Annotated in this window: 18 protein-coding genes; 12 read left to right on the top strand and 6 right to left on the bottom strand. The window is 61.8% G+C overall.

The window, feature by feature from the left end:
- The first annotated feature begins 114 nt into the window (after window positions 1-114).
- Window positions 115-1,317, top strand: a complete 1,203-nt coding sequence (locus GAL_RS03005; protein WP_024096114.1) for an ROK family transcriptional regulator — start codon at window positions 115-117, stop codon at window positions 1,315-1,317.
- Window positions 1,318-1,326: 9 nt separating this feature from the next.
- On the opposite strand, the gene GAL_RS03000 is transcribed toward GAL_RS03005, so the two are convergent.
- Window positions 1,327-1,857, bottom strand: a complete 531-nt coding sequence (locus tag GAL_RS03000; RefSeq protein ID WP_024096113.1) for a GNAT family N-acetyltransferase — start codon at window positions 1,855-1,857, stop codon at window positions 1,327-1,329.
- A 125-nt stretch (window positions 1,858-1,982) separates the two neighbouring features.
- The gene (dnaE, locus tag GAL_RS02995; RefSeq protein WP_024096112.1) at window positions 1,983-5,495 is read right to left on the bottom strand and encodes a DNA polymerase III subunit alpha; all 3,513 of its coding nucleotides are present in this window, start codon (window positions 5,493-5,495) and stop codon (window positions 1,983-1,985) included.
- 381 nt (window positions 5,496-5,876) lie between these two features.
- Between dnaE and xdhA the strand changes: the two genes are divergently transcribed.
- From xdhA to GAL_RS02960, 7 genes are all read left to right on the top strand, one after another.
- Complete coding sequence (gene xdhA, locus GAL_RS02990; protein ID WP_024096111.1) at window positions 5,877-7,271, top strand: xanthine dehydrogenase small subunit; 1,395 nt, start codon at window positions 5,877-5,879, stop codon at window positions 7,269-7,271.
- A complete protein-coding gene (xdhB, locus tag GAL_RS02985) occupies window positions 7,271-9,676 on the top strand; it encodes a xanthine dehydrogenase molybdopterin binding subunit (protein WP_024096110.1) in 2,406 nt (801 codons plus the stop codon). Before xdhA ends, xdhB begins: the two co-directional genes overlap by 1 nt.
- Before the next feature lie 3 nt (window positions 9,677-9,679).
- Window positions 9,680-10,630, top strand: a complete 951-nt coding sequence (gene xdhC, locus GAL_RS02980) for a xanthine dehydrogenase accessory protein XdhC (RefSeq protein ID WP_024096109.1) — start codon at window positions 9,680-9,682, stop codon at window positions 10,628-10,630.
- A complete protein-coding gene (locus GAL_RS02975; protein WP_024096108.1) occupies window positions 10,627-12,144 on the top strand; it encodes an ABC transporter ATP-binding protein in 1,518 nt (505 codons plus the stop codon). The genes xdhC and GAL_RS02975 overlap by 4 nt, the downstream gene beginning before the upstream one ends.
- A 120-nt stretch (window positions 12,145-12,264) precedes the next feature.
- A complete protein-coding gene (locus tag GAL_RS02970; protein ID WP_024096106.1) occupies window positions 12,265-13,347 on the top strand; it encodes an ABC transporter permease in 1,083 nt (360 codons plus the stop codon).
- Window position 13,348: 1 nt separating this feature from the next.
- Window positions 13,349-14,269 (top strand): ABC transporter permease, encoded by a 921-nt coding sequence (locus GAL_RS02965; RefSeq protein ID WP_024096105.1) that lies wholly within the window; start codon window positions 13,349-13,351, stop codon window positions 14,267-14,269.
- 72 nt (window positions 14,270-14,341) lie between these two features.
- On the top strand, window positions 14,342-15,418 hold the full coding sequence (locus GAL_RS02960; RefSeq protein ID WP_024096104.1) for a BMP family ABC transporter substrate-binding protein: 1,077 nt from the start codon (window positions 14,342-14,344) through the stop codon (window positions 15,416-15,418).
- Window positions 15,419-15,590: 172 nt separating this feature from the next.
- Here GAL_RS02960 and GAL_RS02955 read toward each other — a convergent pair whose 3' ends face one another.
- Complete coding sequence (locus GAL_RS02955; protein ID WP_024096103.1) at window positions 15,591-16,202, bottom strand: CDP-alcohol phosphatidyltransferase family protein; 612 nt, start codon at window positions 16,200-16,202, stop codon at window positions 15,591-15,593.
- A gap of 141 nt (window positions 16,203-16,343) precedes the next feature.
- On the opposite strand from GAL_RS02955, the gene GAL_RS02950 reads away from it, so the two are divergent.
- Genes GAL_RS02950 through GAL_RS02940 form a run of 3 tightly spaced genes read left to right on the top strand, consistent with a single transcriptional unit; the run spans window position 16,344 to window position 19,098 of the window.
- Window positions 16,344-17,309 (top strand): aldo/keto reductase, encoded by a 966-nt coding sequence (locus GAL_RS02950; protein ID WP_024096102.1) that lies wholly within the window; start codon window positions 16,344-16,346, stop codon window positions 17,307-17,309.
- The gene (locus GAL_RS02945; protein WP_024096101.1) at window positions 17,306-18,418 is read left to right on the top strand and encodes an NAD(P)/FAD-dependent oxidoreductase; all 1,113 of its coding nucleotides are present in this window, start codon (window positions 17,306-17,308) and stop codon (window positions 18,416-18,418) included. The genes GAL_RS02950 and GAL_RS02945 overlap by 4 nt, the downstream gene beginning before the upstream one ends.
- Window positions 18,418-19,098 (top strand): DUF938 domain-containing protein, encoded by a 681-nt coding sequence (locus tag GAL_RS02940; RefSeq protein WP_024096100.1) that lies wholly within the window; start codon window positions 18,418-18,420, stop codon window positions 19,096-19,098. Before GAL_RS02945 ends, GAL_RS02940 begins: the two co-directional genes overlap by 1 nt.
- A gap of 50 nt (window positions 19,099-19,148) precedes the next feature.
- Here the strand turns inward: GAL_RS02940 and GAL_RS02935 are convergent, their stop codons facing one another.
- Window positions 19,149-19,628, bottom strand: a complete 480-nt coding sequence (locus tag GAL_RS02935) for an Lrp/AsnC family transcriptional regulator (RefSeq protein ID WP_027246285.1) — start codon at window positions 19,626-19,628, stop codon at window positions 19,149-19,151.
- Window positions 19,629-19,729: 101 nt separating this feature from the next.
- Between GAL_RS02935 and GAL_RS02930 the strand changes: the two genes are divergently transcribed.
- Complete coding sequence (locus GAL_RS02930; protein WP_024096098.1) at window positions 19,730-20,917, top strand: diaminopropionate ammonia-lyase; 1,188 nt, start codon at window positions 19,730-19,732, stop codon at window positions 20,915-20,917.
- A 132-nt stretch (window positions 20,918-21,049) separates the two neighbouring features.
- Here the strand turns inward: GAL_RS02930 and GAL_RS02925 are convergent, their stop codons facing one another.
- Both GAL_RS02925 and GAL_RS02920 read right to left on the bottom strand, forming a co-directional pair.
- Complete coding sequence (locus tag GAL_RS02925) at window positions 21,050-23,560, bottom strand: GcvT family protein (protein WP_024096097.1); 2,511 nt, start codon at window positions 23,558-23,560, stop codon at window positions 21,050-21,052.
- A gap of 643 nt (window positions 23,561-24,203) precedes the next feature.
- A complete protein-coding gene (locus GAL_RS02920) occupies window positions 24,204-25,607 on the bottom strand; it encodes an FAD-binding oxidoreductase (protein ID WP_024096096.1) in 1,404 nt (467 codons plus the stop codon).
- Window positions 25,608-25,711 lie beyond the last annotated feature (104 nt).

Below are 25,711 nucleotides of genomic sequence, written 5' to 3'. Positions count from 1 at the left end.
TCGCCCATAGAGGGCCGTGATTCTGACCTTTCTGTCAATAAGTAAATCAACTTGACTTATTAAATCGATGTCCGCACTTTCCTTAGACCTCGAAGCGTGATTAGGGTCCGCCGCATGGAACAAGAGCAAGCCAGATCCCTGAGCGGCGGTGTCAATCAGACCGGTGTCCGCGTCTTCAACGAACGGCTGATCCTGTCTCTCCTGCAGCGCAACGGGGCGATGCCGGGCAGCGCGTTGGCCCGCGGCACCGGCCTGTCGCCGCAGACTGTCTCCGTCATCCTGCGCAAACTCGAAACCGATGGGCTGCTAATGCGTGGCGAAACCCAGCGCGGCCGGGTTGGCAAGCCGTCGGTGCCCATGGGTCTCAACCCGGATGGGCTGTTCTCCTACGGGCTGAAGATTGGACGTCGCAGCGTCGAGGTGCTGCTGATGGATGTCTGTGGTGCAGTCCGCCAGCAACTCAGGCTGCGCTACCCCTATCCGACGCCCGCGGTGGTCTTTGACTTCCTGCGCGACAGCATACGCCAGATCGAGGCTGCACTGCCGTCAGAGTTGCACCCCCGCATCTGCGGCATCGGCGTCGCCGCCCCCTTCCAGCTCTGGACCTGGCATGCCCAAATCAACGCCCCCGCAGAGGCACTAGCCGACTGGCAGACGGTTGATTTCCCATCTGAAATTTCTCACTTCAGCGCCCTGCCCGTGCATGTAGTCAATGACGCCACTGCCGCCTGCCGCGCCGAACATATGTATGGGCGGGGCAAGGCCTACCGCGACTATGCCTATTTCTTCGTCGGGGCCTTCATCGGTGGCGGCGTAGTGCTGAACCACCGGGTGCTGGAGGGCAATCAAGGCAATGCCGGCGCGCTTGGCTCCCTGTCGATGCTCGGTCCTGACGGACGGGAGGCCAAGCTTCTCGATCTTGCCTCCATCCATCTCCTCGAGCAACACCTGCGCGATGCAGGCAAGGATCCCGGCCAGCTCTGGCAACTGCCAATGCATTGGTCCGGGCTGGACGCCGAGGTCACCCCCTGGTTGGATCAGGCCGCCGACGCCATCGCCCGCGCCAGCCTCGCAACCTGCGCAGTGATTGATTTCGAAGCGGTGCTGATCGACGGTGCCCTGCCAGACAGCATCCGCGCGGCACTGGTTGACCGCACCCGCACCGCTTTGGCAGCTCTCGACGCCCGCGGTCTGATCCTGCCCCGCATCGAATGCGGCGCCATCGGCCCCAACGCCCGCGCCATCGGCGCCGCCAGCGGCCCGGTGATCTCGCAATATCTTCTGGACACCAATTCCGTTTTCAACACTGCGCTCTGAGAACGCTGTTCAGTCCTGGCAATTGCGCGCGAAGACGTCATTCAGATACGACTGATCGTTGATCACAAACTGCGTCTCGCCGATGCGCTCAAAACCCTGTGACAGGTAGAACGCCTTGGCCGGCGTATTTTCGGCATTGCTGGCCAGCCAGACCCGCGCCACACCCGCCTCCGCGCAATGGGCCAACGCCGCGCGCAACAAGGCAGTCCCGATTCCCCGCCCATGGTGGCGCGGCTGCACATAAAGCGTGGTGATCTCCACGTCCGAACAGCCCGGGGCCGGCCCCGGACTCCCGCGACTGATGCGGATATAGCCATCAATGCCAACCCTGTTTTGCGAGACAATAAAATGCTCCTGCGGGTTGGCCAGATGCGCTGCAAACCGCGTTGCCGTCAGCTCCGCCAGCACATAGTCGGCAAAGAACCCGCTCACCCCCTCACGCAAATAGGTCCCGACCCAGACCTCCAGCGACAGCGCCGCCAGGCTGGACGCATCCGCCATATCTGCAACCCGCAGGGTGAGGTCTGGATGGTCAATCACGGCAATGGGTCCTTAGGGTCAGACGCTTTCGCGTAGATGGGATGGGCAAGGGTCGCGCAAATGATCCGTCTCGGTATTGAGGGCCGCACCCGGCCTGTCAGCGGAGCAAGCGAAGGTCTACACCCTCAAATCTCCTCCACATCCATCACGCCGTCCAGTGATTTCAGCGCGCCTTTGATCTGGGGGTTGATGGGGAAGGGCTGGCCCAGATCCATCTCAACATCCCCAGGCAGGCCGGGATCCTGCAGGTACATATAGACCTCCCCGCGCGCGGCGTTGCGGGCGGCTTTCTTCGCATCCTCAAGCACCTGCGCCACAGTCGCTACGGCCTTCGCGTCCGAGACATAGACCCGCAGCGAACTGCGCCCAGCATCGGCGATCGCCGCATCCACGGGCCCGACGGACCGCACCAGCAGTTTCAGCTGATCGCTTTCCATTGTGGCCTCGGCAGTGATCACCACCTTGGCGCCGGTTTCCAGAAATTCGCGTGACTTCTCCAGCACTTCGGAAAACAGCGTGACCTCATACCCGCCACTGGTGTCCGACAGCTGGGCAAAGGCAAAGCGGTTGCCGCGTGCTGATTTGCGCTCCTGCCGACCGGCGACAACACCAGCCATCTTAGCCATGAACGGCCCGCGCTCCGCCTTGGCTGTCACCTCGTCCAGCGTCATCACATCCTTGCGTTTCAATGCAGGCATATAGTCGTCCAGCGGATGGCCCGAGAGGTAGAAGCCGATCGCCTTGAACTCCTCGGAGAGCCGCTCAGCAGGTAGCCAGTCCGGCGTGCCGGGCAGACGCGGCTCCGGCAGATCCTCCCCGGCCTCACCAAACAATGACACCTGACTGGAATTGCGCTGATCATGTACGGCGGACGAATAGTCCACCAGCGCGCCGAGGCTATCAAACACCCGACGGCGGTTGGGGTCCAGCTGGTCAAACCCACCGGCCCGTGCCAGCATTTCCAAGGGGCGTTTGCCGACCTTTTTCAAATCCACCCGGCGGGCAAAATCAAACAGCGTGGCAAAGGGTTTGTCCTCACCGCTCTCCCGCCGCGCCGCCGTCACCAGCCGCATTGCCTCGACGCCAACGTTTTTCAGCGCGCCCAGCGCATAAACCAGCTCGCCTTTGACCACATTGAATGTTGCCTCGGAGCGGTTCACACAGGGCGGCACATAAGGCAGGCGCAGGCCTTTTTTGACCTCTTCGAAGTAGATCGCCAGCTTATCCGTCAGATGGATATCGCAGTTCATGACGCCCGCCATGAATTCCACCGGGTGGTTCGCCTTCAGCCAGCCGGTCTGGTAGCTGACCACCGCATAGGCCGCCGCGTGGGATTTGTTGAAGCCGTAGTTGGCGAATTTCTCCAGAAGGTCGAACACTTCCGAGGCCTTCTTGGCCGGAACGCCATTTTCCGCCGCACCTTTTTCAAACTTCGGGCGCTCGGCGTCCATCGCCTCTTTGATCTTCTTACCCATGGCGCGACGCAACAGATCCGCGCCGCCCAGCGTGTAATTCGCCATCACCTGGGCGATCTGCATCACCTGTTCCTGATAAACGATAATACCTTGAGTTTCCTCAAGGATATGGTCGATCAGTGGATGCACAGAGGTAATCTCGCGCAGGCCGTTCTTCACCTCGCAATAGACCGGGATGTTTTCCATCGGACCGGGACGATAGAGGGCCACCAGCGCCACGATATCCTCGATACAGGTGGGTTTCATACGCTTCAGCGCATCCATCATACCGGTGGATTCCACCTGGAACACCGCCACCGTCTTAGCCCGCGAGTAGAGGTCATAGGTGACCTTGTCGTCCAGCGGAATGGCGTTGATCTGGTTCTCTGCCCCCTCCGGCGGATCATAAAGCTGGGTGCCATCGGCGGCCACATGCAGGTCACGGCCCGACTGGAAAATCAGATCCATCGCGTTCTGGATCACGGTCAGCGTCTTGAGGCCGAGGAAGTCGAACTTCACCAGCCCCGCCTGCTCCACCCATTTCATGTTGAACTGGGTCGCGGGCATATCCGAGCGCGGATCGCGATAAAGCGGCACCAGCGCATCCAGCGACCGATCACCGATCACCACCCCCGCCGCGTGGGTGCCCGCAGAGCGCAACAGCCCCTCAACCTGCATGCCGTATTTCAGCAGCCGGTCGACAACCTCTTCGTTCTCGGCTTCCTCACGCAAGCGCGGCTCTTCCTTTAGGGAGTCCACGATAGACATCGGCTTCACGCCCTCAACCGGGATCAGCTTCGAGAGCCGGTCCACCTGGCCATAAGGCATCTGCAAAACCCGCCCCATGTCGCGCACCGCCGCCTTGGACAACAGCGCGCCAAAGGTGATGATCTGGCCAACTTTGTCACGGCCATACTTCTCCTGCACGTATTTGATCACCTCCTCGCGGCGGTCCATGCAGAAGTCGATGTCGAAGTCGGGCATCGACACCCGTTCCGGGTTGAGGAAACGCTCGAACAGCAGGGAGTAACGCAGCGGGTCAAGGTCGGTGATGGTCAGCGCATAGGCCACGAGGGAACCCGCACCGGAACCCCGCCCCGGTCCCACCGGAATGTCATGATCCTTAGCCCATTGGATAAAGTCGGCAACGATCAGGAAGTAGCCCGGGAAGCCCATCCCCTCGATGATGCCCAACTCGAAATCGAGCCGTTCCTGATATTCCTCGACGCTCACCGCATGGGGGATCACCGCCAGCCGCTGCTGCAGGCCTTCGTTGGCGATGCGGCGCAGCTCGGCGACCTCATCATCGGCGAACTTCGGCAGGATCGGGTCGCGGCGGTACGCCATGAAGGCACAGCGCTTGGCGATCTCCACCGTGTTCTCAATCGCCTCGGGCAGGTCGGCAAACAGCGCCACCATCTCTTCCTGGCTCTTGAAGTAATGCTGCGCGGTCAGACGCCGCCGTGGTTCGGCCTGATCGACATAGGCGCCCTCGGCGATGCAGATCATCGCGTCGTGTGCCTCATACATTTCTGTATTCGGGAAATAGACGTCATTGGTGGCAACCAGCGGCAGATCCATCGCATAGGCCATTTCCACGTGGCCACGCTCGGTCGCCTGCTCCGCTTCCGGTTGGCCATGCTCACCAGGATGACGCTGCAACTCCACATACAGACGATCCGGGAACATCTCTTTCAGCCGCTGCATCAATGCCTCAGCCGCCGGACGCTGCCCCATCTGCAACAGCCGCCCCACCGGCCCATCCGGTCCGCCGCTGAGGCAGATCACATCTTCAGAATGCGCCGCAAGCTCCTCCAGCGTTACATGCGCCAGCTCACTGCCTTCGCGCATATATAGGCAGGAATTCAGCTTCATCAGATGCTCATACCCGGTCTCGCTCTGCGCCAGCAGCACCAGCGGAGCGGGCGGTTTCGGCCGTTCTCCGGGGGCAGGTTCAGTAAACCGCAGATCCACCTGACAGCCCATGATCGGCTGCACCCCGGCCCCGCTGGCCCCAACGGAAAATTCCAGTGCGGCAAACAGGTTGTTGGTGTCGGTCACCGCAATCGCGGGCATCTCGTGTTTTTTGCAGAGATCCGGCAGCTTCTTCAGCCGCAGCGCGCCTTCCAAGAGCGAATATTCGGTATGGGTGCGAAGATGAATGAATCGGGGAGCATTTGTCATGCCGCCAAGCTACCGCCAGCACCACCAAGGTTAAAGCGCTTCCACACTCGGGTAACCAACTTCCGGCGCCGGGCAGACTTTTTCAATTGCCGCAAAATTGGGCGCTTATTATTCCGCTTTCTTTGAAAGTCTTATCAAGATCCGCCCGAAACCCTGCGACAATCCGGCATTAAACCCTTCAAAAATAACGGCATACTCCGGCACACCGCAAGGATCTTGCGCGTTCGCCCCGCTCCATGGCAGAGTCACTTTTCCTTGCCAGAACAACAGCCTGCTTTCTAGGCTATCGGCAACAGAGCTACCAAGGCCCGCCATGTCTTCTACGTCGCATCGAAGGGATGGCACCAAGGGAAAACCAGAGTAACGCGACGGGTTTCTGACATGACAATCACCTTTCGGCTGAACGGTGAAGAGGTCGCGCTGACGGAGGTCTCTCCGACGGCGACATTGCTGGACTGGCTGCGCGAGGATCGCGGCCTCACCGGCACCAAGGAAGGCTGTAACGAGGGCGACTGCGGCGCCTGCACTGTGATGGTCACCGATGACCACGGCGCCAAGCCGCTCAACGCCTGCATCCTGTTCCTGCCCCAACTGCACGGCAAATCCATTCGCACCGTCGAAGGGGCCGCTGGCCCCGATGGTCAACTGCATCCCGTCCAAGAGGCGATGATCACCCACCACGGCAGCCAATGCGGTTTCTGCACGCCGGGCTTTATCATGTCGATGGTGACCGCCCATAAAAATGGCGCGCAGGATCACGACGACCAGCTGGCAGGCAATCTCTGCCGCTGCACCGGCTATGCCCCGATCATCCGCGCCGCTGAGGCTGCCGCTGTGGCACCGATCCCCGACTGGCTCCACAGCGAAGACGCGATCAGCCTGCCGGAAACAGACGGTGATGCCACGTCTCTGCGCCCCACCTCCGCCGACCAACTGGCTGCCGCCTATGCCGCGCGGCCCGAGGCGACGCTGATTGCGGGCGCCACGGATGTTGGCCTCTGGGTGACCAAACAGCTGCGCGACCTCTCTGATGTGATCTTCCTTGATGGCTGCGAGGATCTGAAAGACATCACCGAACAGCCCGACGGCAGCCTGCGCATCGGCGCGATGGTGGATATGAACCGCCTGCGCAGCGCGCTCGCTGCGCGCCACCCGTCTTATGGCGAAATGCTGCGCCGCTTTGCCAGCCAGCAGGTGCGCGCCGCCGCCACCATTGGCGGCAATATCGCCAATGGCTCCCCCATCGGAGACAATCCGCCAGCCCTGATCGCTCTTGGCGCGACACTGCACCTGCGCAAGGGTGACAGCCGCCGCAGCCTGCCGCTTGAGGATTTCTTTATCGATTATGGCAAGCAGGACCGCCAGCCCGGCGAATTTGTCGAGGCGATCACACTGCCTGCACTTCCAACGGATCAAAGTGACGGCTTACGCGTCTACAAGCTCTCCAAACGGTTCGATCAGGATATCTCTGCCGTTCTGGGGGCGTTCAACCTGACCGTGAAAAACGGCCAGATCACCGCTGCGCGCATCGCCTTTGGCGGCATGGCCGGCGTCCCGAAACGCGCCAGCCATGTGGAAGCCGCGCTGGTCGGCCAAGTCATGTCGGCAGCAACACTCGCCACCGCGCGGGGCGAATTTGCCCGCGACTTCACCCCGATGAGCGACATGCGCGCCTCTGCCGATTACCGGCTGGAGACGGCGGCCAATATGCTCACCCGCTATTTTGAGGATCTGGGTCAGACGAGCGCACCGACCCATGTGCTGGAGGTGAAGTGATGGCTGTTGCAAAACCCCTGCCCCATGATGCGGCGCGTCTGCATGTGACCGGTCAGGCGCGCTATGTCGATGATATTCCGGCACCGCGTGACACGCTGCATCTGGCCTTTGGCCTCTCCACCGTGGCCCATGGTGATGTTACCGCACTAGAGCTGGAAGCCGTCCGCCAAAGCGACGGTGTGGTTGCAGTGCTGACCGCTGACGATCTGCCCTTTGACAATGATGTGTCTCCCTCAGCCCATGATGAGCCGCTCTTGGCCAAGGGTGCTGTGCATTATATCGGCCAGCCGGTGTTTCTCGTGGTGGCAAAATCGCACCGCGCCGCGCGGATGGCCGCGCGCAAGGGCAAGATCAGCTACGCCGAACGCCCCGCCCTCCTGACGCTGGAGGACGCTCTGGCCGCAGACAGCCGGTTTGAAGACGGCCCCCGCATCTACACCAAAGGTGACGCAGACAGCGCCATCGCCTCTGCCGCGCATGTGGTTGAGGATACATTTGAGATCGGCGGGCAGGAACATTTCTATCTAGAAGGTCAGGCCGCCATGGCCCAGCCGCAGGAAGACGGCGGCATGCTGGTCAACTCCTCGACCCAGCACCCCACCGAAATCCAGCACAAAGTGGCCGAGGCCATCGGTCTGCCGATGCACGCCGTCCGGGTTGAGACCCGCCGTATGGGCGGTGGCTTTGGTGGCAAGGAAAGCCAGGGCAACGCTCTGGCTGTCGCCTGCGCCATCGCCGCCCGCACCACCGGTCGCACCTGCAAGATGCGCTATGACCGCGATGACGACATGACCATCACCGGCAAGCGTCATGCCTTCCGCATTTCCTATCGCGCGGGCTTTGACGCCGAGGGGCGCATTCAGGGGATTGAGTTCACCCATCTGGTCGATTGCGGCTGGGCACAGGATCTGTCGCTGCCGGTGGCAGATCGCGCCATGCTGCACAGCGACAACGCCTATCTGATCCCTGCAATTCGTATCGAAAGCCACCGGCTGAAAACCAACCGCCAAAGCGCCACCGCCTATCGCGGTTTTGGCGGCCCGCAGGGCATGGTGGGCATCGAACGGCTGATGGACCATGCTGCCCACGCGCTGGGGCTGGACCCGGTCGCGCTGCGCCAGCGCAACTACTACGCACCGATGCAGTCCCCTACTGCGCCACGGGGCACGCCCCACGACAGCTCTGCGCCCGCGTCGGATGCGGCAGGCGATCTCGCCTCTCGCGGTGCCACGGCAGACCCGGCCGAGGTCACCACATCCGCCTTAGATGTGCAGACAACCCCCTACCATATGCCGGTAGAGGACTTCATCCTGCACGAGCTGACCGCAGAGCTGCTGGACACATCAGACTATGCAACCCGCAAGGCGGAGATCGCCAAGTGGAACGCTGATAGTGACCGTCTCAAGCGCGGTATCGCGTTTTCGCCGGTGAAATTCGGCATCTCCTTCACCCTCACCCATCTCAATCAGGCCGGTGCGCTGGTGCATGTCTATCAGGATGGCTCGGTCCATCTGAACCACGGTGGCACCGAAATGGGTCAGGGCCTGTTTCAGAAGGTGGCACAGGTGGCGGCCAGCCGCTTTGGCATCTCGCTGGACAAGGTAAAGATCACTGCCACCGACACGGCCAAGGTGCCAAATACCTCGGCCACGGCAGCCTCCTCCGGCACCGACCTCAATGGCATGGCGGTGAAGGCCGCCTGCGACACCATCCGCGACCGGATGGCGACCTATCTGGCCGAGCGCTATCAGCAGCCAGCCGCGGCCGTGCGGTTTGAGGACGATCGCGTCATCATCGGCAGCGAAGAGCTGAGCTTTGAGGCCGCGGCTATGGAATGCTACACGGGCCGCATCAGCCTGTCGTCTACCGGGTATTACAAAACCCCGAAACTGGAATGGGACCGCATTCAGGGCGAGGGGCGCCCGTTTTTCTACTTTGCCTATGGTGCGGCGATCACCGAGGTTGTTGTTGATCGCCTGACCGGCGAAAACCGCATTCTGCGCGCCGATGTGCTGCATGATGCGGGTGCCTCGCTGAACCCCGCGCTGGATATCGGGCAGGTTGAAGGGGCTTATGTGCAGGGCGCGGGCTGGCTCACGACAGAGGAACTGGTCTGGGATCAGACCGGCAATCTGCGCACCCATGCGCCCTCCACCTACAAGATCCCCGCCTGTTCTGACCGCCCGGATGTGTTCAATGTCGCGCTTTGGAATGGCGAGAACCGCGAGGACAGCATCTATCGCTCCAAAGCGGTGGGTGAGCCGCCGTTCATGCTGGGGATCTCGGCCTGGCTCGCGCTCAGCGATGCGGTTGGGGCTTATGGTGGCAGCTATCCAGCGCTGAATGCGCCCGCGACGGCGGAAGAACTCTGGCGGGCGGTGCGCCGCGTCGCGCCGGAGGCCTGAGCGATGGGGTTTGATCTGCAAGATCTGCGCCACCGGATCGCGGCCCATGGACCGGTGGTGCGGGTGGTGATTGCCGCCATCCGCGGCTCCTCTCCCCGCGAGGTCGGCACGGCTATGCTGATCTGGAAAGACGGTCAGGCCGGTACAATCGGCGGTGGCGCATTGGAGCATGAAGCGGCTGAGGCAGCACGCGCCCAGCTTGCGACGGGACGGATGCGGCAGCAGACCACCCGCGCGCTTGGCCCCGATCTGGGGCAATGCTGCGGCGGGTCGGTGACCCTTTGGAGCGAGATTTACCGTGCCGAGGATGTGGAGCATCAGGATGATGAGGTGATCCTGCGGGCACTGAGACCAGATACGGGCGAACCGCCGCTTGCCCTGCGGCGCAAACTGGCGCTGGCCCGCAGTCAGGGGCAACGCCCCGATCCGCAGCTGAGCGATGGCTGGCTTCTGGAGCCTGTACATCACCCCGAAACCCCGCTGTGGATCTGGGGGGCGGGCCATGTGGGCCGTGCCTTGGTCGATGTGCTGGCACCGATGCCGAATCTGGATATCACCTGGGTCGATACCGGGCCTGAACGCTTCCCTTCTGATATCCCCACCGATGTCACCACCGTGCCCGCAGCGGAGCCTGCGGCATTGGTGCCCCATGCCCCTGAAAATGCGCAGCATTTGGTGCTTACCTATTCCCATGCACTGGATCTGGCGCTATGCCACGCCCTGTTGCAGCGCGGCTTTGCCTTTGCCGGGGTGATCGGATCGGCCACCAAATGGGCGCGGTTCCGCTCCCGGCTCAGAGAGCTGGGCCACAGGCCGGATCAGATCGCCCGGCTGACCTGCCCCATTGGCGATCCTGCCCTTGGCAAGCATCCGCAGATGATTGCGGTGGGGGTTGCGGCAGAGCTTTTGCGCCTGGGCGCCACAGACGAGTTGAAGAAGGACAGACGCGCGTGACCCAACCTCTCCTGAGCCTGCAAGGTTTGACGAAGGCCTATCCCGGTGTTGTTGCCAATGATACGGTCTCCTTTGATATCGGCGCGGGAGAGGTTCACGCCCTGCTCGGCGAAAACGGCGCCGGGAAATCGACGCTGGTCAAGATGATCTACGGGCTGGTGAAACCCGACAGCGGCAGCATGCTGTTGCGGGGAGAGCCCTATACCCCAAGCGAGCCGCGTCAGGCCCGCGCCGATGGCATTGCCATGGTCTTTCAGCATTTTTCGCTGTTTGACGCGCTGAACGTGGCGGAAAACATCGCCCTTGGCATGGAAAACCCGCCTGCGATGCGTGATCTGGCCAGCCAGATCCGGCGGGTCTCGGAAACCTATGGCCTGCCGCTGGATCCCTATCGCACGGTGGGCGACCTCTCTGCGGGCGAACGTCAGCGGGTGGAGATCATCCGTTGCCTGTTGCAGGACCCGAAGTTGCTGATCATGGATGAGCCCACATCGGTGCTGACCCCTCAGGAGGTGGAGATCCTGTTTCAGACCCTGCAGAAGCTGCGGTCCGAAGGCACGTCGATCCTCTATATCTCGCACAAGCTGGAAGAGATCCGCACGCTGTGTGATCACGCCACCATCCTGCGACTGGGCAAAAATGTGGGGGAATGCGTGCCCTCCGAGACCTCGGCCCGCGATATGGCAGAGATGATGGTGGGCACAGCGCTGCAGACGCCGGAACGCTCCGGTCGCGCGCTTGGCGAGGTAGCGCTGGATATCAGCGGGCTGTCGGTGCCTGCACCCTCTGCCTTTGGAACTGCGTTGAAGAACGTGCATATGACCGTGCGCAAAGGAGAGATCCTCGGCGTGGGCGGGGTTGCGGGCAACGGTCAGGATGAACTCTTGGGCGTGCTATCGGGCGAGACCACAACTGCAGCCGATGCGGTCACCCTGGATGGCGCCCCGATTGGCAACCTTGGCCCTGTGGCGCGCCGCCGGTTGGGGATTCTGGCCGCCCCGGAGGAGCGTCTGGGTCATGCCGCAGCCCCGGATATGAGCCTGACGGAAAATGCCATGCTGACCGCCGCCACCCGCGAGGGGCTGGCGAGCCGGGGATTCCTCAGATGGGGGCTGGCACAGGCGTTTGCGGAGAAGGTCATCAAGGAATTTGACGTCCGCACACCGGGGCCAGAGAATGCCGCGCGCTCTCTGTCCGGGGGCAACCTGCAAAAATTCGTCATTGGCCGCGAGGTCCTACAACGCCCGGAAATTCTGGTGGTGAACCAGCCAACCTGGGGTGTGGATGCCGCCGCCGCTGCTGCGATCCGCCAGTCGCTGCTGGATCTGGCCGCCGGGGGCACCGCCGTGATCTGCATCAGTCAGGATCTGGATGAGCTGATGGAGATCGCCGACAGTTTCGCCGCCCTGAACGAGGGCCGATTGAGCGCACCGCGGCCAACTGCGGGTCTCAGTGTTGATGAAATTGGCCTCATGATGGGGGGTGCACATGGCATGGAGGTTGCGCATGTCTAGCCTCGCGGCCGGGCGCACGCAGTCCAACCGCAGCGCAGGCTGCCGGGTCGGGAGTGTGAGTATTTTTGGAAAGATGACAGGCACGCAGGCGCAGATCTGCGACCGGGGGGAACGATAGGAATGATCCGGCTAGAAAAGAGACCACAGCCATCGCGTGTCTGGTCGATGGCAACGCCGCTGGTGGCGGTGCTGGCGACGATGATTGCGGGCGGGCTGCTGTTTGCCGCGCTCGGCAAAGATCCCGTGGCGGCAATCCGCACCATCTTCTGGGATCCGCTGTTTGGCGAATTTGCCTTTTATTACCGCCCGCAACTGCTGGTGAAGGGCGCGCCCCTTGTGTTGATCGCCATCGGCCTGTCCTTGGGCTTTCGTGCCGGGATCTGGAACATCGGCGCTGAAGGCCAGTACATCATGGGCGCCATCTGTGGCGCCGGTGCGGGCCTTGCCTTCTACCCGTCGGATTCGGCCCTGATCTTTCCGCTCATGGTGGTGGCAGGCGCATTGGGGGGCTGGGTCTGGGCCATGATCCCCGCGGTACTGAAAACCCGCTTTGGCACCAATGAGATCCTGGTATCGCTGATGCTGGTCTATGTGGCCGAACAGTTCCTCGCCTCTGTCTCGCTTGGCCTCTTGAAAAACCCCGAGGGTTTCGGCTTTCCCGGCTCGCGCAACCTGCAGTCCTGGGACAGCGCCCATAATGCCGAACTGATCACAGGCACCGGCATGCACTGGGGTGTTGTGGCGGCGCTGATTGCGGTGATCTTTGCCTATGTGCTGCTCAACCGTCATATGCTGGGCTATCATATCCGCCTGAGTGGTGAGGCCCCCCGCGCAGCGCGGTTTGCAGGTGTGAACCCCACCCGCCTGGTGCTGTTCTGCCTTGGCACCTCCGGCGCGCTGGCGGGTCTTGCGGGCCTGTTTGAAGTTTCCGGCCCCTCCGGTCAGATCTCCATCGATTTCAACGTGGGCTACGGGTTTACCGCCATTATTGTCGCCTTTCTGGGCCGGTTGCACCCTGTCGGCATCCTGCTGGCCGGTGGTTTGATGGCCCTGACCTATATCGGTGGCGATATCGCCCAGTCTAACATGGGCCTGCCCTCAGCTGCGATCCAGGTGTTTCAGGGGATGCTGCTGTTTTTCCTGCTGGCCTTCGACCTCCTGACCAATTTCCGCATTGCGCTGAGCAAACCCGAGGTGGTGTGACATGGATCTTTCTGCAATCAATCCCGTCCTCCTTGTCGCCTCGCTGATGGTGGCGGCCACCCCAATCCTGATCGCTGCCATTGGCGAATTGGTGGTGGAGAAATCCGGCGTTCTGAACCTTGGCGTCGAGGGCATGATGATCACCGGCGCCATCGCAGGTTTCGCCACCGCAGTTGAGACCGGCTCTCCCCTGCTGGGCTTCTTTGCTGCTGCCATTGCCGGGGCGGCACTGTCGGTGCTGTTCGGTTTCCTGACCCAGTTTGCCAAGGCAAATCAGGTCGCCTCTGGTCTGGCGCTGACGCTGTTTGGTCTGGGGCTGTCGGCCCTGATGGGGCAATCCTATGTCGGGGTGAAGCCGCCGCAAATGGGCGCTATCCATATCCCCGTCTTGAGCGATCTACCGGTGGTAGGGCCGATCCTCTTTGGCCATGATATCATCCTCTATTTCGGCATCGCGCTCACCGCCGCTGTCTGGGCGCTGTTGAAGTTTTCCCGCGCCGGGCTGGTGCTGCGGGCGGTGGGTGAAAATCACGACGCCGCCCATGCGTTGGGGTACAAGGTGATCCGGATCCGCCTGATGGCGATCCTGTTTGGTGGGGCCTGTGCCGGCGTCGGCGGCGCCTACATCAGCCTCATCCGGGTGCCGCAATGGACCGAAGGCATGACCGCCGGTGTCGGCTGGATTGCACTTGCGCTGGTGGTCTTTGCCAGCTGGAAGCCATGGCGCGCGCTGCTGGGTGCCTATCTTTTCGGCGGGGTCACTGTGGTGCAGCTCAATCTGCAGGCCGCAGGCGTTGCCATCCCGGTCGAGTATCTGGCAATGTCGCCCTATGTGATCACCATTATCGTGCTTGTTATTCTTTCCGCGGACAAGAGCAGCGCACCCGCCGCCCTTGGCCGCAATTTCCACGCCACCCGCTGATCTGGCGGGTGGCGGAACCTCTGTCCAGGGTCCTCTCCTGGGCACAACAACCAAAACGGGGAGTCCGTAAAGATGAAACTGAATAAACTGCTGACCAGCGCCGCAGTGGCGCTTGGCCTGGCAACCGGCGCCGTGGCCGCAGACGACAAGACCAAAGTGGGATTTGTCTATGTGGGCCCGGTGGGTGATGGTGGCTGGACCTACGAACATGATCAGGGCCGCAAGGCCGTGGTTGCGGAATTCGGCGACAAGGTCGAAACCGTCTACGTCGAAAACGTGGCAGAAGGCCCCGATGCGGAGCGTGTGATGACCCAGATGGCGCTGGAAGGCGCGGATCTGATCTTCACCACCTCTTTTGGCTACATGGATCCGACCATCAACGTCGCCAAGAAATTTCCCAATGTGAAATTCGAGCACGCCACCGGCTATAAGCGCGCCGACAATGTCTCCACCTACTCGGCCCGTTTCTACGAAGGGCGCGCGGTGCAGGGCCACATCGCGGGCAATCTCACCGAGAGCAATATCGTCGGCTACATCGGCTCCTATCCGATCCCCGAAGTGATCCGCGGCATCAACTCGGCCTATCTCCACGCCAAGAAGGTGAACCCCGATGTGGAGTTCAAAATCGTCTGGGCCTTCACCTGGTTTGATCCTGCCAAAGAAGCCGACGCTGCCAAGGTTCTGATCGAACAGGGCGCCGACGTGATCCTGCAGCACACCGACTCTACCGCACCGCAGGCCGCCGCGCAGGCCGCTGGCAATGTCTATACCTTCGGGCAGGCCTCCGACATGGCGGAATATGGCCCGAAACCCCGCGTCTCCTCCATCATTGATGACTGGGCACCCTATTACATCGCCCGCACCCAGGCGGTGATGGATGGCAGCTGGGAAAGCACCGACACCTGGGACGGCATCGGCGCCGGCATGGTGAAAATCGGCGAGATCACCGATGCGGTTCCTGCCGCCGTGAAGGACGAAGCCCTGGCGCTGAAGGCCTCGCTGGCCGATGGCTCCTACCATGCTTTCACCGGTCCGATCAAAAAACAGGACGGCTCCGACTGGCTGGCAGAAGGCGAAACCGCTGATGACGGCACGCTGGCGGGTATGAACTTCTTCGTCGAGGGCATTCAGGGCGACATCCCGCAATAAGCGGCGCCACCTCTTCAAAGATGTAATGACACGAAAGGCCCGCCTCATTTGGCGGGCCTTTTTTCGTGGGTATCATCATTGATACCTGCGAGAGCAAGCCTCACCGGGACAAATGACCTGCGCCTGTCACCTTTTCAAAAATACTCAAAATCCTAGGGCGCGGCTCAGGACCTCAGTCGCGATGAAACACCCGCAGCGCCAGCAGCATGCGGGAACTGGCGGTCACCAAACACAGCGCGCCAAACACCCAGGCCATCGGCGCAAACCAATCCGGCAGCAGGCACAGGAGCACGAAGAAGCCAATGGTCTCCGCCCCCTCCAACAGGCCCCCGGTGAAGTAAAGCGTCTTCACCCCGCGCGCCGTGCTCTTCATCTTGTGCTTTTCTGCCAGAACCGCGTAGCCCAGAAAACTGGTGCCGTTCACATAAAACGTCATCAGCAAGAAGGCGCCCGCCACCCCATTCTGGCCCGGATCCGCCAGCACAAAGGCAAAGGGCACCGCGCCGTAGAACAGGAAATCGCAGGTGATATCGAGATAGCCGCCAAAATCACTTGGTTCACCGGCACGGGCCACCGCTCCATCCAGACCATCCGCCAGCCGCGACAGCAGCAGCGGCAGCAGCGCCAACGCAAACAGACCGCAGGCGATCATCCCCGCCGACAGCAGCCCCAGCGCCAGCCCCAGCAGCGTCACCTGATTGGCGCTAATGCCGGCGCGGGCGATCACCTGCCCCTGCGCGTTCAACATCGGATCAATCAGCGGGCGGATTTTTGAATCAAACATACTTTCCCCTACCCCGCGCACCGGGGCTTTGCCACTCACGATTATGATAGGCGGAACGCGGGTTTTCCCGCAGCTATCTTTGCGCCAATATCTGACATTTTGCGCTTTTGGTTGCGGCCCACTCGTGCCACGCTGCGGCACATGAGCACCAATCTGATCAGCCTTGATGGCACCCCAGCCAGCGCCCTTGCCTTTGGCACAATGCAGTTTGGCGGCCGCGCCAATGCCGAACAATCCGCCGCCATGTATGACGCCTGCCGCGCCGCCGGGATCACCCATTTTGATACCGCCTGGGTCTATACCGACGGCCAGAGCGAGGAGATCCTCGGCCAGTTGATCCGGGACGCCCGCGACAGCCTGCTGATCGCCACCAAGGTCGCCTATACCGGTGGCGCCGGCGCCGAGAATATCCGCCGCCAACTGGATCAGTCGCGCGCGCGACTGGGGCAGGATATGGTCGATATCCTGTATCTGCACCGCTACGATGAAGAAACCGATCTGCGCGAGACGCTTGCCTGCCTGGCCGAGCTGCGCGCGGCAGGGCAGTTTCGCTATCTCGGCCTGTCAAACTTTGCTGCCTGGCAGGTGATGAAGATGATCATGATCGGGCAGGAGTTCGATCTGCGCCCGGCGATCCTGCAGCCGATGTATTCGCTCATCAAACGGCAGGCCGAGGTCGAGATCCTGCCGATGTGCGCCGATCAGGGCATTGCCGTTGCCCCTTATTCCCCGCTAGGCGGCGGGATGCTGACCGGGAAATATACTTCGGGTCGTGCGGATGAAACAACCGATGGCGGCAGCCGGGGACGGCTGGATGAGGATCCCCGCTACCGCGAGCGCTATGGCCAACGCTGGATGCTGGACAGTGCCAGCGCCCTTGCTGAACTGGCTGCGGAGTTGGGGGGGGAGCCTGCGAGCCTCGCTGTGGCCTGGGCGGCGGGCTATGGCGCGCAGGTGACGCCGATTGTCTCTGCCCGTACGCTTGAGCAGTTGCGCCCCTCGCTGGCAGCGCTGGATATCGAGATGACGCCCACACTTTATGACCGCATCTCAGCGCTGTCGCCACGTCCGGCGCCAGCTACAGACCGACTGGAGGAACAGGCATGAGCGATCAGATCCCCGATGTGCTGATCATCGGCGGCGGGCTTGCAGGTCTTAGCGCCGCAGCCGCGCTCAGCCCCCGACGCAGCACCCTCGTGCTGGAGAGCGAGAGCGCGCTTGGCTATCACTCTTCGGGACGTTCTGCCGCGATGTTCGAGGCCCACTACGGCCCCGGCCCGGTGCAGGTGCTGACGCAGGCCAGCGAGGCCCATCATCGCAGCAATGGCTATCTCAGCCCGCGCGGCATGATGCTGGTTGCAGGCTCTGATCAGGCAGAGGAATTTGCTGCGGACTGCGCCGCCCTGTCGCTGACTGAGATTCCCGTGGAACAGGCGCTGGAGATGGTGCCGATTCTGAACCCCGCCGCAGTAGGCTTTGCCGCCTATCACGACACCGCCGAAGATCTGGACGCCGATCGCCTGCTGCAGGATTTCGCCAAGGTCACGCGCAGCCACGGTGGCAGGATCCGCACCGATGCGCAGGTCACAGCCATCCGCCATAGCGTTGCGGATGATCTTTGGGAGGTTGACGTCGCCACCGGCACGGGGACTGGCAGAACCACCGAAACCCTGCGCAGCCGCCATATCGTCAATGCCGCCGGTGCCTGGGCCGATGAGATCGCCGCGCTGGCGGGTCTCCCCCCGATTGGGTTGCAACCCAAACGCCGCTCCATGGCGCGGCTGCCTGCCCCCGGTGGCCACGATGTCACCCGCTGGCCGATGATCATGGGGGTGGGGGAATGCTGGTATGCAAAACCCGATGCGGGCAAGCTGCTGGTCTCTCCCGCCGATGCCGATCCGGTCGCGCCGCATGATGCCTATGCTGATGATATGGTGCTGGCCGAGGGGCTGGCCCGGTACGAAGACATGGTCAGCGAGCCTGTCACGCGGGTAGAGCACAACTGGGCGGGTCTGCGCAGTTTTGTCGCTGACGGTGTGCCGGTGATGGGTCCCGACCCGGATCAGCCCAGCTTTGTCTGGTGTGCGGGTCAGGGGGGATACGGCGTGCAGTCCAGCCCCGCTGCCGGGCGGTTGATTGCCGATCTCATCACCGGTGAGCCTCCGGAGATCGACGCGACCACGCTGGCCGCTCTCAGCCCTGGACGGTTGCGCTGATGGCGGTTCGTACTGTTCCCGGAGAGGCCTCCGTCGCGCTTCCTGAGGCGGGTGAGAAGCTCTTTGCCCCCTCTGCCGCGCGCAATCTGGAGCCGATTGCAGATCTTCTGGCCCAGATCGCGCCCCAACCCGGCGATGCCGAGGCCCCCCGCCCGCGCGCACTGGAAATCGCCAGCGGCACCGGTCAGCATATTGTCGGCTTCGCAGGCCGCTGCCCACAATTGGACTGGTACCCCAGTGACGTGGACCCGGCACGTTTGGCCAGCATCACCGCCTACAGCGCCGAGAGCGGGTGTACAAACATTGCTCCGGCTCGCCAGCTGGACGCCACCGAAGGACACTGGCCCGAGGATATGGCTGCCTTCGATCTGATCGTGCTGTGCAACCTGCTGCATCTGATCAGCACGCCAGAAGCCAAAGCGCTGATCCGGGGGGCCGCCGATCATCTGGCACCGGGCGGGCGTTTCGTGATCTACGGCCCCTTCATGCGCGCAGGTGAGTTGACCAGCGAGGGCGACCTCGCCTTTCACACCAAGCTGAACAGCCATGACCCGGAGGTCGGCTACAAAGATGATTTCGACGTGATGGACTGGTTGCAAGACAACGGGCTGGAGATGGCCGAGGTCATCGAGATGCCTGCCAACAATCTGGCACTGGTGGCGACACGTCAATCCGGGTGAGAGCTGACGCTTAAGTAACCGCGCCGACCCTGCGCCAAGTCAGGCATCGGTCAGATATTCAGCTGCATCGTCGACTTGGTGCGGTCCATGGTGACAAAGGTGCGGAACTTCCGAATGTTGTCATTCGGAAAAAACAGCCGTTGCGTCAGCGCTTCATATTCCGACATGTCCCCAACGATCACCACCAGGACGAAATCCACTTCGCCGGTGACATAGTAGCATTGCTGGATTTCCGGAGCGTCTTGGAAGCTGCGCTTGATATCGTCGATCCGGCCCGCTGTCTCGGCCCTCAGTTCGACCTCCACCAGAATGGTCAACGGCAGGCCAACCGTTTTCGGCTCGATCTGGGCAGCCTGGGTCGAAATCACCCCATCCGCCTCCATGCGCCGGATACGCCGCTGGACCGATGCGGTCGACAGATTGACGATCTCGCCGATCTGACGCTGTGGCTTGGTGCAGTCCTGTTGCAGGATCCGCAAGATCGCCAGATCATAGGAATCCAGCCCCTGTGATAAATTTTCTTTTCCCATGCCATGTCTGTGCGCAATTTTTGCACAGCGGTCCATCATTTCGAAGCCAAAACCCGTGGTAAGCGACATATTTTTGCACGGTCACAAATTAGGATCGTGCTATGCTAGACATATTCAGAACCACCAAACCAGATGTCTTTACCACCCGGCCAAGGTTGGGGCCGAAGGTCCGGGACGCTTTGCCTCGTCGCGGATTTGACGACGCCGCCCGCGAAATTGGCGCCTGGGACGGCTACCAGCCGACCCCGATGCCAAATTTGGCCAGCCTTGCGGACAAGCTGGATATTCAGGCAATCCACTACAAACACGAAGGACCGAGGTTCGGCCTGGGTAGCTTCAAAGCTTTGGGTGGAGCCTATGCTGTTCTGCGCGTGCTTCAGCGCGAGCTGTCAGAGACCACGGGTCGGGCCATCACCATCGAAGACGTGCACAGCGGCAGTTTCGCAGATCAGATATCGGAGATCACCGTGATTTCGGCAACCGATGGCAATCACGGCCGGTCGGTGGCCTGGGGTGCGCAGCGGTTTGGGGCGAAGTGCCGAATCTACATCCATGCCGAAGTGAGCCCCTTTCGCGCCGAAGCAATGCAGGCGCTGGGAGCCGAAGTTATTCGCGTCGATGGCGACTATGATGCAACGGTTGCGAAGACCCGTATTGATGCCGAGGAACATGGCTGGAAAATTGTGTCGGACACCTCTTGGCCCGGTTATACACAGCCACCGCTGGATGTCATGGCCGGCTACGGTGTGATGGCGCGAGAAATCGTGAGAGATCTGCCTGCACCGCCGACCCATGTGTTCCTTCAGGGCGGCGTTGGCGGTCTGGCTGCATCGGTGATTGCGGTTTTTCAGCAGGAATGGGGCAATGCCGCCCCACGCAGTATCATTGTCGAGCCGGAACTGGCGCCCTGTCTGTTTGCCAGCGGCAAAGCCAATGCGGCGACCACTGTTGCGATCACCTCGGAAACGCTGATGGCAGGATTGTCCTGCGGCGAGCCTTCGCAGATTGCCTGGGATGTTTTGGGCGAGGCCGTCCATAGTTTCATGACCATTCCCGAAAGCCTGGTCGCCCCAGCCGTCCGATTGCTCGCAGGCGGAGAATGCGGCGATCCTGGCATCGACGCCGGCGAAAGCGCGGTTGCCGGCCTTATCGGGTTGATGTGCGCTGCGCTGGATCAAGACCTGCGCGATGAGCTGAAGCTGGATGCTGCCTCACGTGTTGTGATCATCGGCTCCGAAGGGGTCACCGATCCAACTGTGGTCAAGGCGATCATGGAGGGGCGTATCTGACGAGGTTTGTCAGCCCTGTCAGGATCGCGCTGTTGGGTCCGCTAGACGCGAAAAAAGCCCCGGCACTATGGCCGGGGCTTTCTTCATTTCTGGTCCGGTGGGTTTTCTGGAAAACCCGCGCTCCGTCAGACCTTAGCCGTTTTGACGGATGGTTTCGTTTTTCGGGTCATAGGGGCTGTCGCAGGTGACGACCGCATCCCACAGCTTGTCCTGCATCTTGACCTTCAGCTTGGTCCCTTCCACCGCGACGTCGGGCTGCACATAGCCCATGCCGATGGATTTCTCGAAGGCCACCGAATAACCGCCAGAGGTCAGGCGGCCCACGCGGGTGACGCCGTCTTCAGCGTAAAGCGCCTCGTGGCCCCAGGGGTCAGCGTCCGACGGACCGTCGATCAGCAGGGTGCAGCATTTCACGCGCACACCGGTCTCGACCAGCTTGTCCTTGCCGTGGAAATCTTTCTCCAGATCGACAAAGCGCGGCAGGTCAGCTTCGAGCGGGGTCGCGTCACGGCCCAGCTCATTGCCGAAGGCACGGTAGGATTTCTCCTGACGCAGCCAGTTCTGGGCGCGCGCACCGACCAGCTTCATGCCGTGCTTCACGCCGGCTTTCTCCAGCAGGTCGAACAGGTAGTTCTGCATCTCGATCGGGTGGTGGAGTTCCCAGCCGAGTTCACCGGTGTAGGCCACGCGGATCGCATTGACCGGGCACATGCCCAGTTCGATCTGACGGGCCGACAGCCAGGGGAAACGCTTGTTGGACAGTGCGGTTTCGGGGTCGGCGTCCACGATCACCTCTTTCAGCACATCGCGGGATTTCGGCCCTGCGATGGCGAAAACGCCCCATTGGGTGGTCACGTCCTGGATCTCGATGTAGCCGAACTCTTCCATCTTGTCCTCGGCCGCCTTGCGCAGGAAGTCCGCGTCATACTCGGTCCAGGCACCGGCGGAGACGAGGTAATAGTTGTTCTCGCCATTGCGCACGATGGTGTATTCGGTGCGGGTGGTGCCAAATGCGGTCAGCGCATAGGTCAGGTTGATGCGGCCAATCTTCGGCAGCTTGTTGCAGGTGAACCAGTCGAGGAACTGAGTCGCACCGGGGCCTTTGACGACATGTTTGGTGAAGGCGGTGGCATCCACCAGGCCAACGCCTTCACGGATGGCCTTGGCCTCGTCCACCGCGTGCTGCCACCAGCCACCGCGGCGGAAAGAGCGACTCTCTTCGTCAAAGTTATCGGGGGCATCGACGGGGCCGAAGTAGTTCGGGCGTTCCCAGCCATTGACCCAGCCGAACTGTGCGCCGCGGGCCTTCTGGCGGTCAAACGCAGGCGCGGTGCGCAGCGGGCGGGCCGCCGGACGCTCTTCGTCCGGGTGGTGCAAGATGTAGACGTGCTCGTAGCATTCTTCGTTCTTGCGGGCGGCGAATTCGGTGGTCATCCAGTTGGAAGAATACCGCTTGGGATCAAGCGACGCCATGTCGATCTCGGCTTCGCCATCGACCATCATCTGCGCCAGATAGTAGCCAGTGCCGCCAGCCGCCGTGATGCCGAAGGAGAAGCCTTCTGCCAGCCACATGTTGCGCAGGCCGGGAGCCGGGCCGACCAGCGGGTTGCCGTCGGGGGTGTAGCAGATCGGGCCGTTGAAATCGTCCTTGAGGCCGGATTCCGCGCAGGACGGCACCCGCTCGGCCATTGCCATATACTGGTCGGCGATCCGGTCCAGATCCAGCGGGAACAGGTCAGCGCGGAAGCTGTCCGGCACGCCATGTTCAAAACGAGCAGGTGCACCGTGCTCATAGATGCCAAGGATCCAGCCGCCGCGCTCTTCGCGGGCATAGGATTCATTGTCCGCGTCGCGAATAACCGGGTGCTCGGGGTTGCCCGCTTCGCGCCATTTGACCAGCTCGGGGTCTTTGTCCATGACGATGAACGTGTGCTCAACCGGGATCGCTGGCATTTTGATGCCCAGCATCTTGGCGGTGCGCTGCGCGTGGTTGCCGGATGCGGTGACAACATGCTCTGCGGTGATCACGACTGTCTCGTCGCTCTCAATGAGGTTGCCACCCTTCTCAACCATCTTGGTGCAGGTGACTTCCCAATGGGTACCGGTCCAGTGGAACGCGTCGGCCTGCAGTTTACGGTGGATTTCAACGCCGCGCTGACGGGCGCCCTTGGCCATCGCCTGGGTCACGTCTGCCGGGTTAATGTAGCCGTCCTCGGTGTGGTAGATCGCGCCTTTCAGATCGCCAGTCTCGATCAGCGGCCAGCGTTCCTTGATTTGATCCGGGGTCAGCCATTCGTAGTCGACATCGCAGGTCTCGGCGGTGGAGGCATAGAGCATATATTCATCCATGCGATCCTGGGTTTGCGCCATCCGCAGGTTGCCCACCACGGCGAAACCCGCATTCAGGCCGGTTTCTTCTTCCAGGGTCTTGTAGAAATCGACCGAGTATTTGTGAATATGGGTGGTCGCATAGGACATGTTGAACAGCGGCAGAAGGCCAGCTGCGTGCCATGTCGAACCGGAGGTCAGCTCGTCACGTTCAATCAGCATGACGTCGTCCCAGCCTGCTTTGGCAAGGTGATAGGCAATCGAGGTGCCGACAGCGCCACCGCCGACGACCAATGCTTTGACTTGGGTTTTCATGGGCCCGCTCTCCGGAAAATGATGACTCGTTTGCAGGGAGTTATGCCCCGCCTGCAGATTTTGCGCCAAATCCATCCGACCCAAAACATGACAAAACCGACCTAGCGTCGCCCTGAATGCAGGTTTCTGCCCGCCCCCTGTCGGTTTTCGCGGTCATGGCCGCGATGTGCAGTTCGGGTTTGCCCAGGCAACGCTGCGCATGGCTTTGGTCAGGTCGGGGCACTGCCCTGCCGGAGTATCGGTCTCTTATGGTCTGCTGCGGCCGTTTGCTCGGGGCTGATATACGGCCAGAATTCCAAGCAATAAGAAGTGGCGGCGGCGCCAGAAGCGGAGGCGGGACGGGGCAATCTGCCCCGCACGCTGAACGTCGGTTGGGCGTGCCCTTGCCAAGGGCCCTATTCCAAAGTGCCGGGGATGTCAGTCCCGGCGGTGATCGCGATCAGCTCAGATCATGACAGTTTCAGATTGGACAAACGTAAGTCCAGCGTGCGGCGGCTTCGCAACGGGCCGCCTTCTGCACCTGCAAGGGCAGCGCCGTGAGTATTTCAGGAAAGGTGACAGAGCGAGGTCCATCCTGTCACCTTTCTCTAAATACTCAAATTCCACCGTCAGACTGGCGCGCGATGCTGTCGGCAGGCGAACCTCAGATTTCCAGAATTTTGCCGGGGTTCAGGATATTCTCAGGGTCCAATGCCGCCTTGATCGCGGCCATATAGCGGGTGGTCTCGCCCAGTTCCTGCTTGAGATAGGGGCGTTTGCCCTGACCGATACCATGTTCCCCGGTGCAGGTGCCTTCCATCGAGATCGCCAGCTCATTCAGCCAGCCCACATAGGCATCGGCGGCTTCCCGTTCCGCGTCGCTGTCCATGTCGATCAGCAGCAGCGCATGGAAATTGCCATCGCCGACATGGCCGACCATCGGCGCAAGGAGACCCATCTCTTCGGCTTTCGCGCGCGCGGCGCTGACACATTCGGCCAGTTTGGAGATTGGCACACAGACGTCGGTGGAAATCCCTTTGGCACCGGGGCGCAGCTGCAGGCTGGCCCAATACATATCATGGCGCGCCTGCCAGAGCTTGCTGCGCTCCTCTGCGGTGGAGGTCGCCGCCATGTCAAAGCCACCGAACTCCTCCGCGATCTGGGCGAATATCTCCGTCTGTTCCACCACGCCGGCATCCGAGCCGTGGAACTCCAGCAGCAGGAGCGGCATTTCCGGCAGATCGAGGCCGGAATAGGCGTTGGCGGCGCGCACGCTCATTTCGTCCAGCAGTTCGATCCGGGCCACCGGGATGCCGTATTGGATGGTCGTCATCACTGCGCGGCAGGCGTCATCCACGCTGCGGAAGGCACAGCGCGCCGAGCGGATCGCCTCCGGGATGCCCTGCAGGCGCAGGGTCAGCTCGCTGATCAGACCCAGCGTGCCTTCGCTGCCGACCAGCAGGCGGGTCATATCATATCCGGCGGAGGATTTTTTGGCCCGCTGCGCGGTGCGGATCACCCCGCCGTCTGCCATCACCGCCTCAAGCGCCAGCACATTGTCCTTCATTGTGCCATAGCGCACCGCATTGGTGCCGGAGGCGCGGGTCGCGGCCATACCGCCGAGCGAGGCATTGGCACCGGGATCAATCGGGAAGAACAGACCCTGATCGCGCAGGAATGTATTGAGCTGCTCGCGGGTCACCCCCGGCTGCACCACCACATCAAGGTCTTCGGCATGGACGGCAAGGATCTTGTCCATCCGCATCATATCAACGCAGATGCCACCGGCGGGGGCGTTGACATGGCCCTCCAGCGAGGTGCCGGTGCCATAGGGGATCACCGGCACGCCGTAGTCGGCGCAGGTTCTGACGATTTCCGCCACGTCTTCGGTGGAGGTTGGAAAGACCACCGCATCCGGCGGCTGATTGGTGATCCAGGTGGTGGTGTGGCCATGCTGTTCACGGATCGCCTGCCCAGTCTGCAACTGCTCACCAAAGCGTTGTTTCAACACGTCAATCGCCGCGTTGATACCGGCCTCGTTGCGCGGCAATGTTGTGGCCTGGACCATGGCAGCCTCCCTCTGAAATTCACCCGGCAACCATAGGCATCACGCCCAGAGGTCAGCAATACCCAGAACCCCGTAGCAATCCCGCTGCCCGGCCATCGGGCCAG

Source organism: Phaeobacter gallaeciensis DSM 26640 (assembly GCF_000511385.1).
Lineage (GTDB): Bacteria > Pseudomonadota > Alphaproteobacteria > Rhodobacterales > Rhodobacteraceae > Phaeobacter > Phaeobacter gallaeciensis.
Note: the sequence above shows the minus strand (reverse complement) of the source record. Positions and strands in the feature narration are given on the sequence as shown.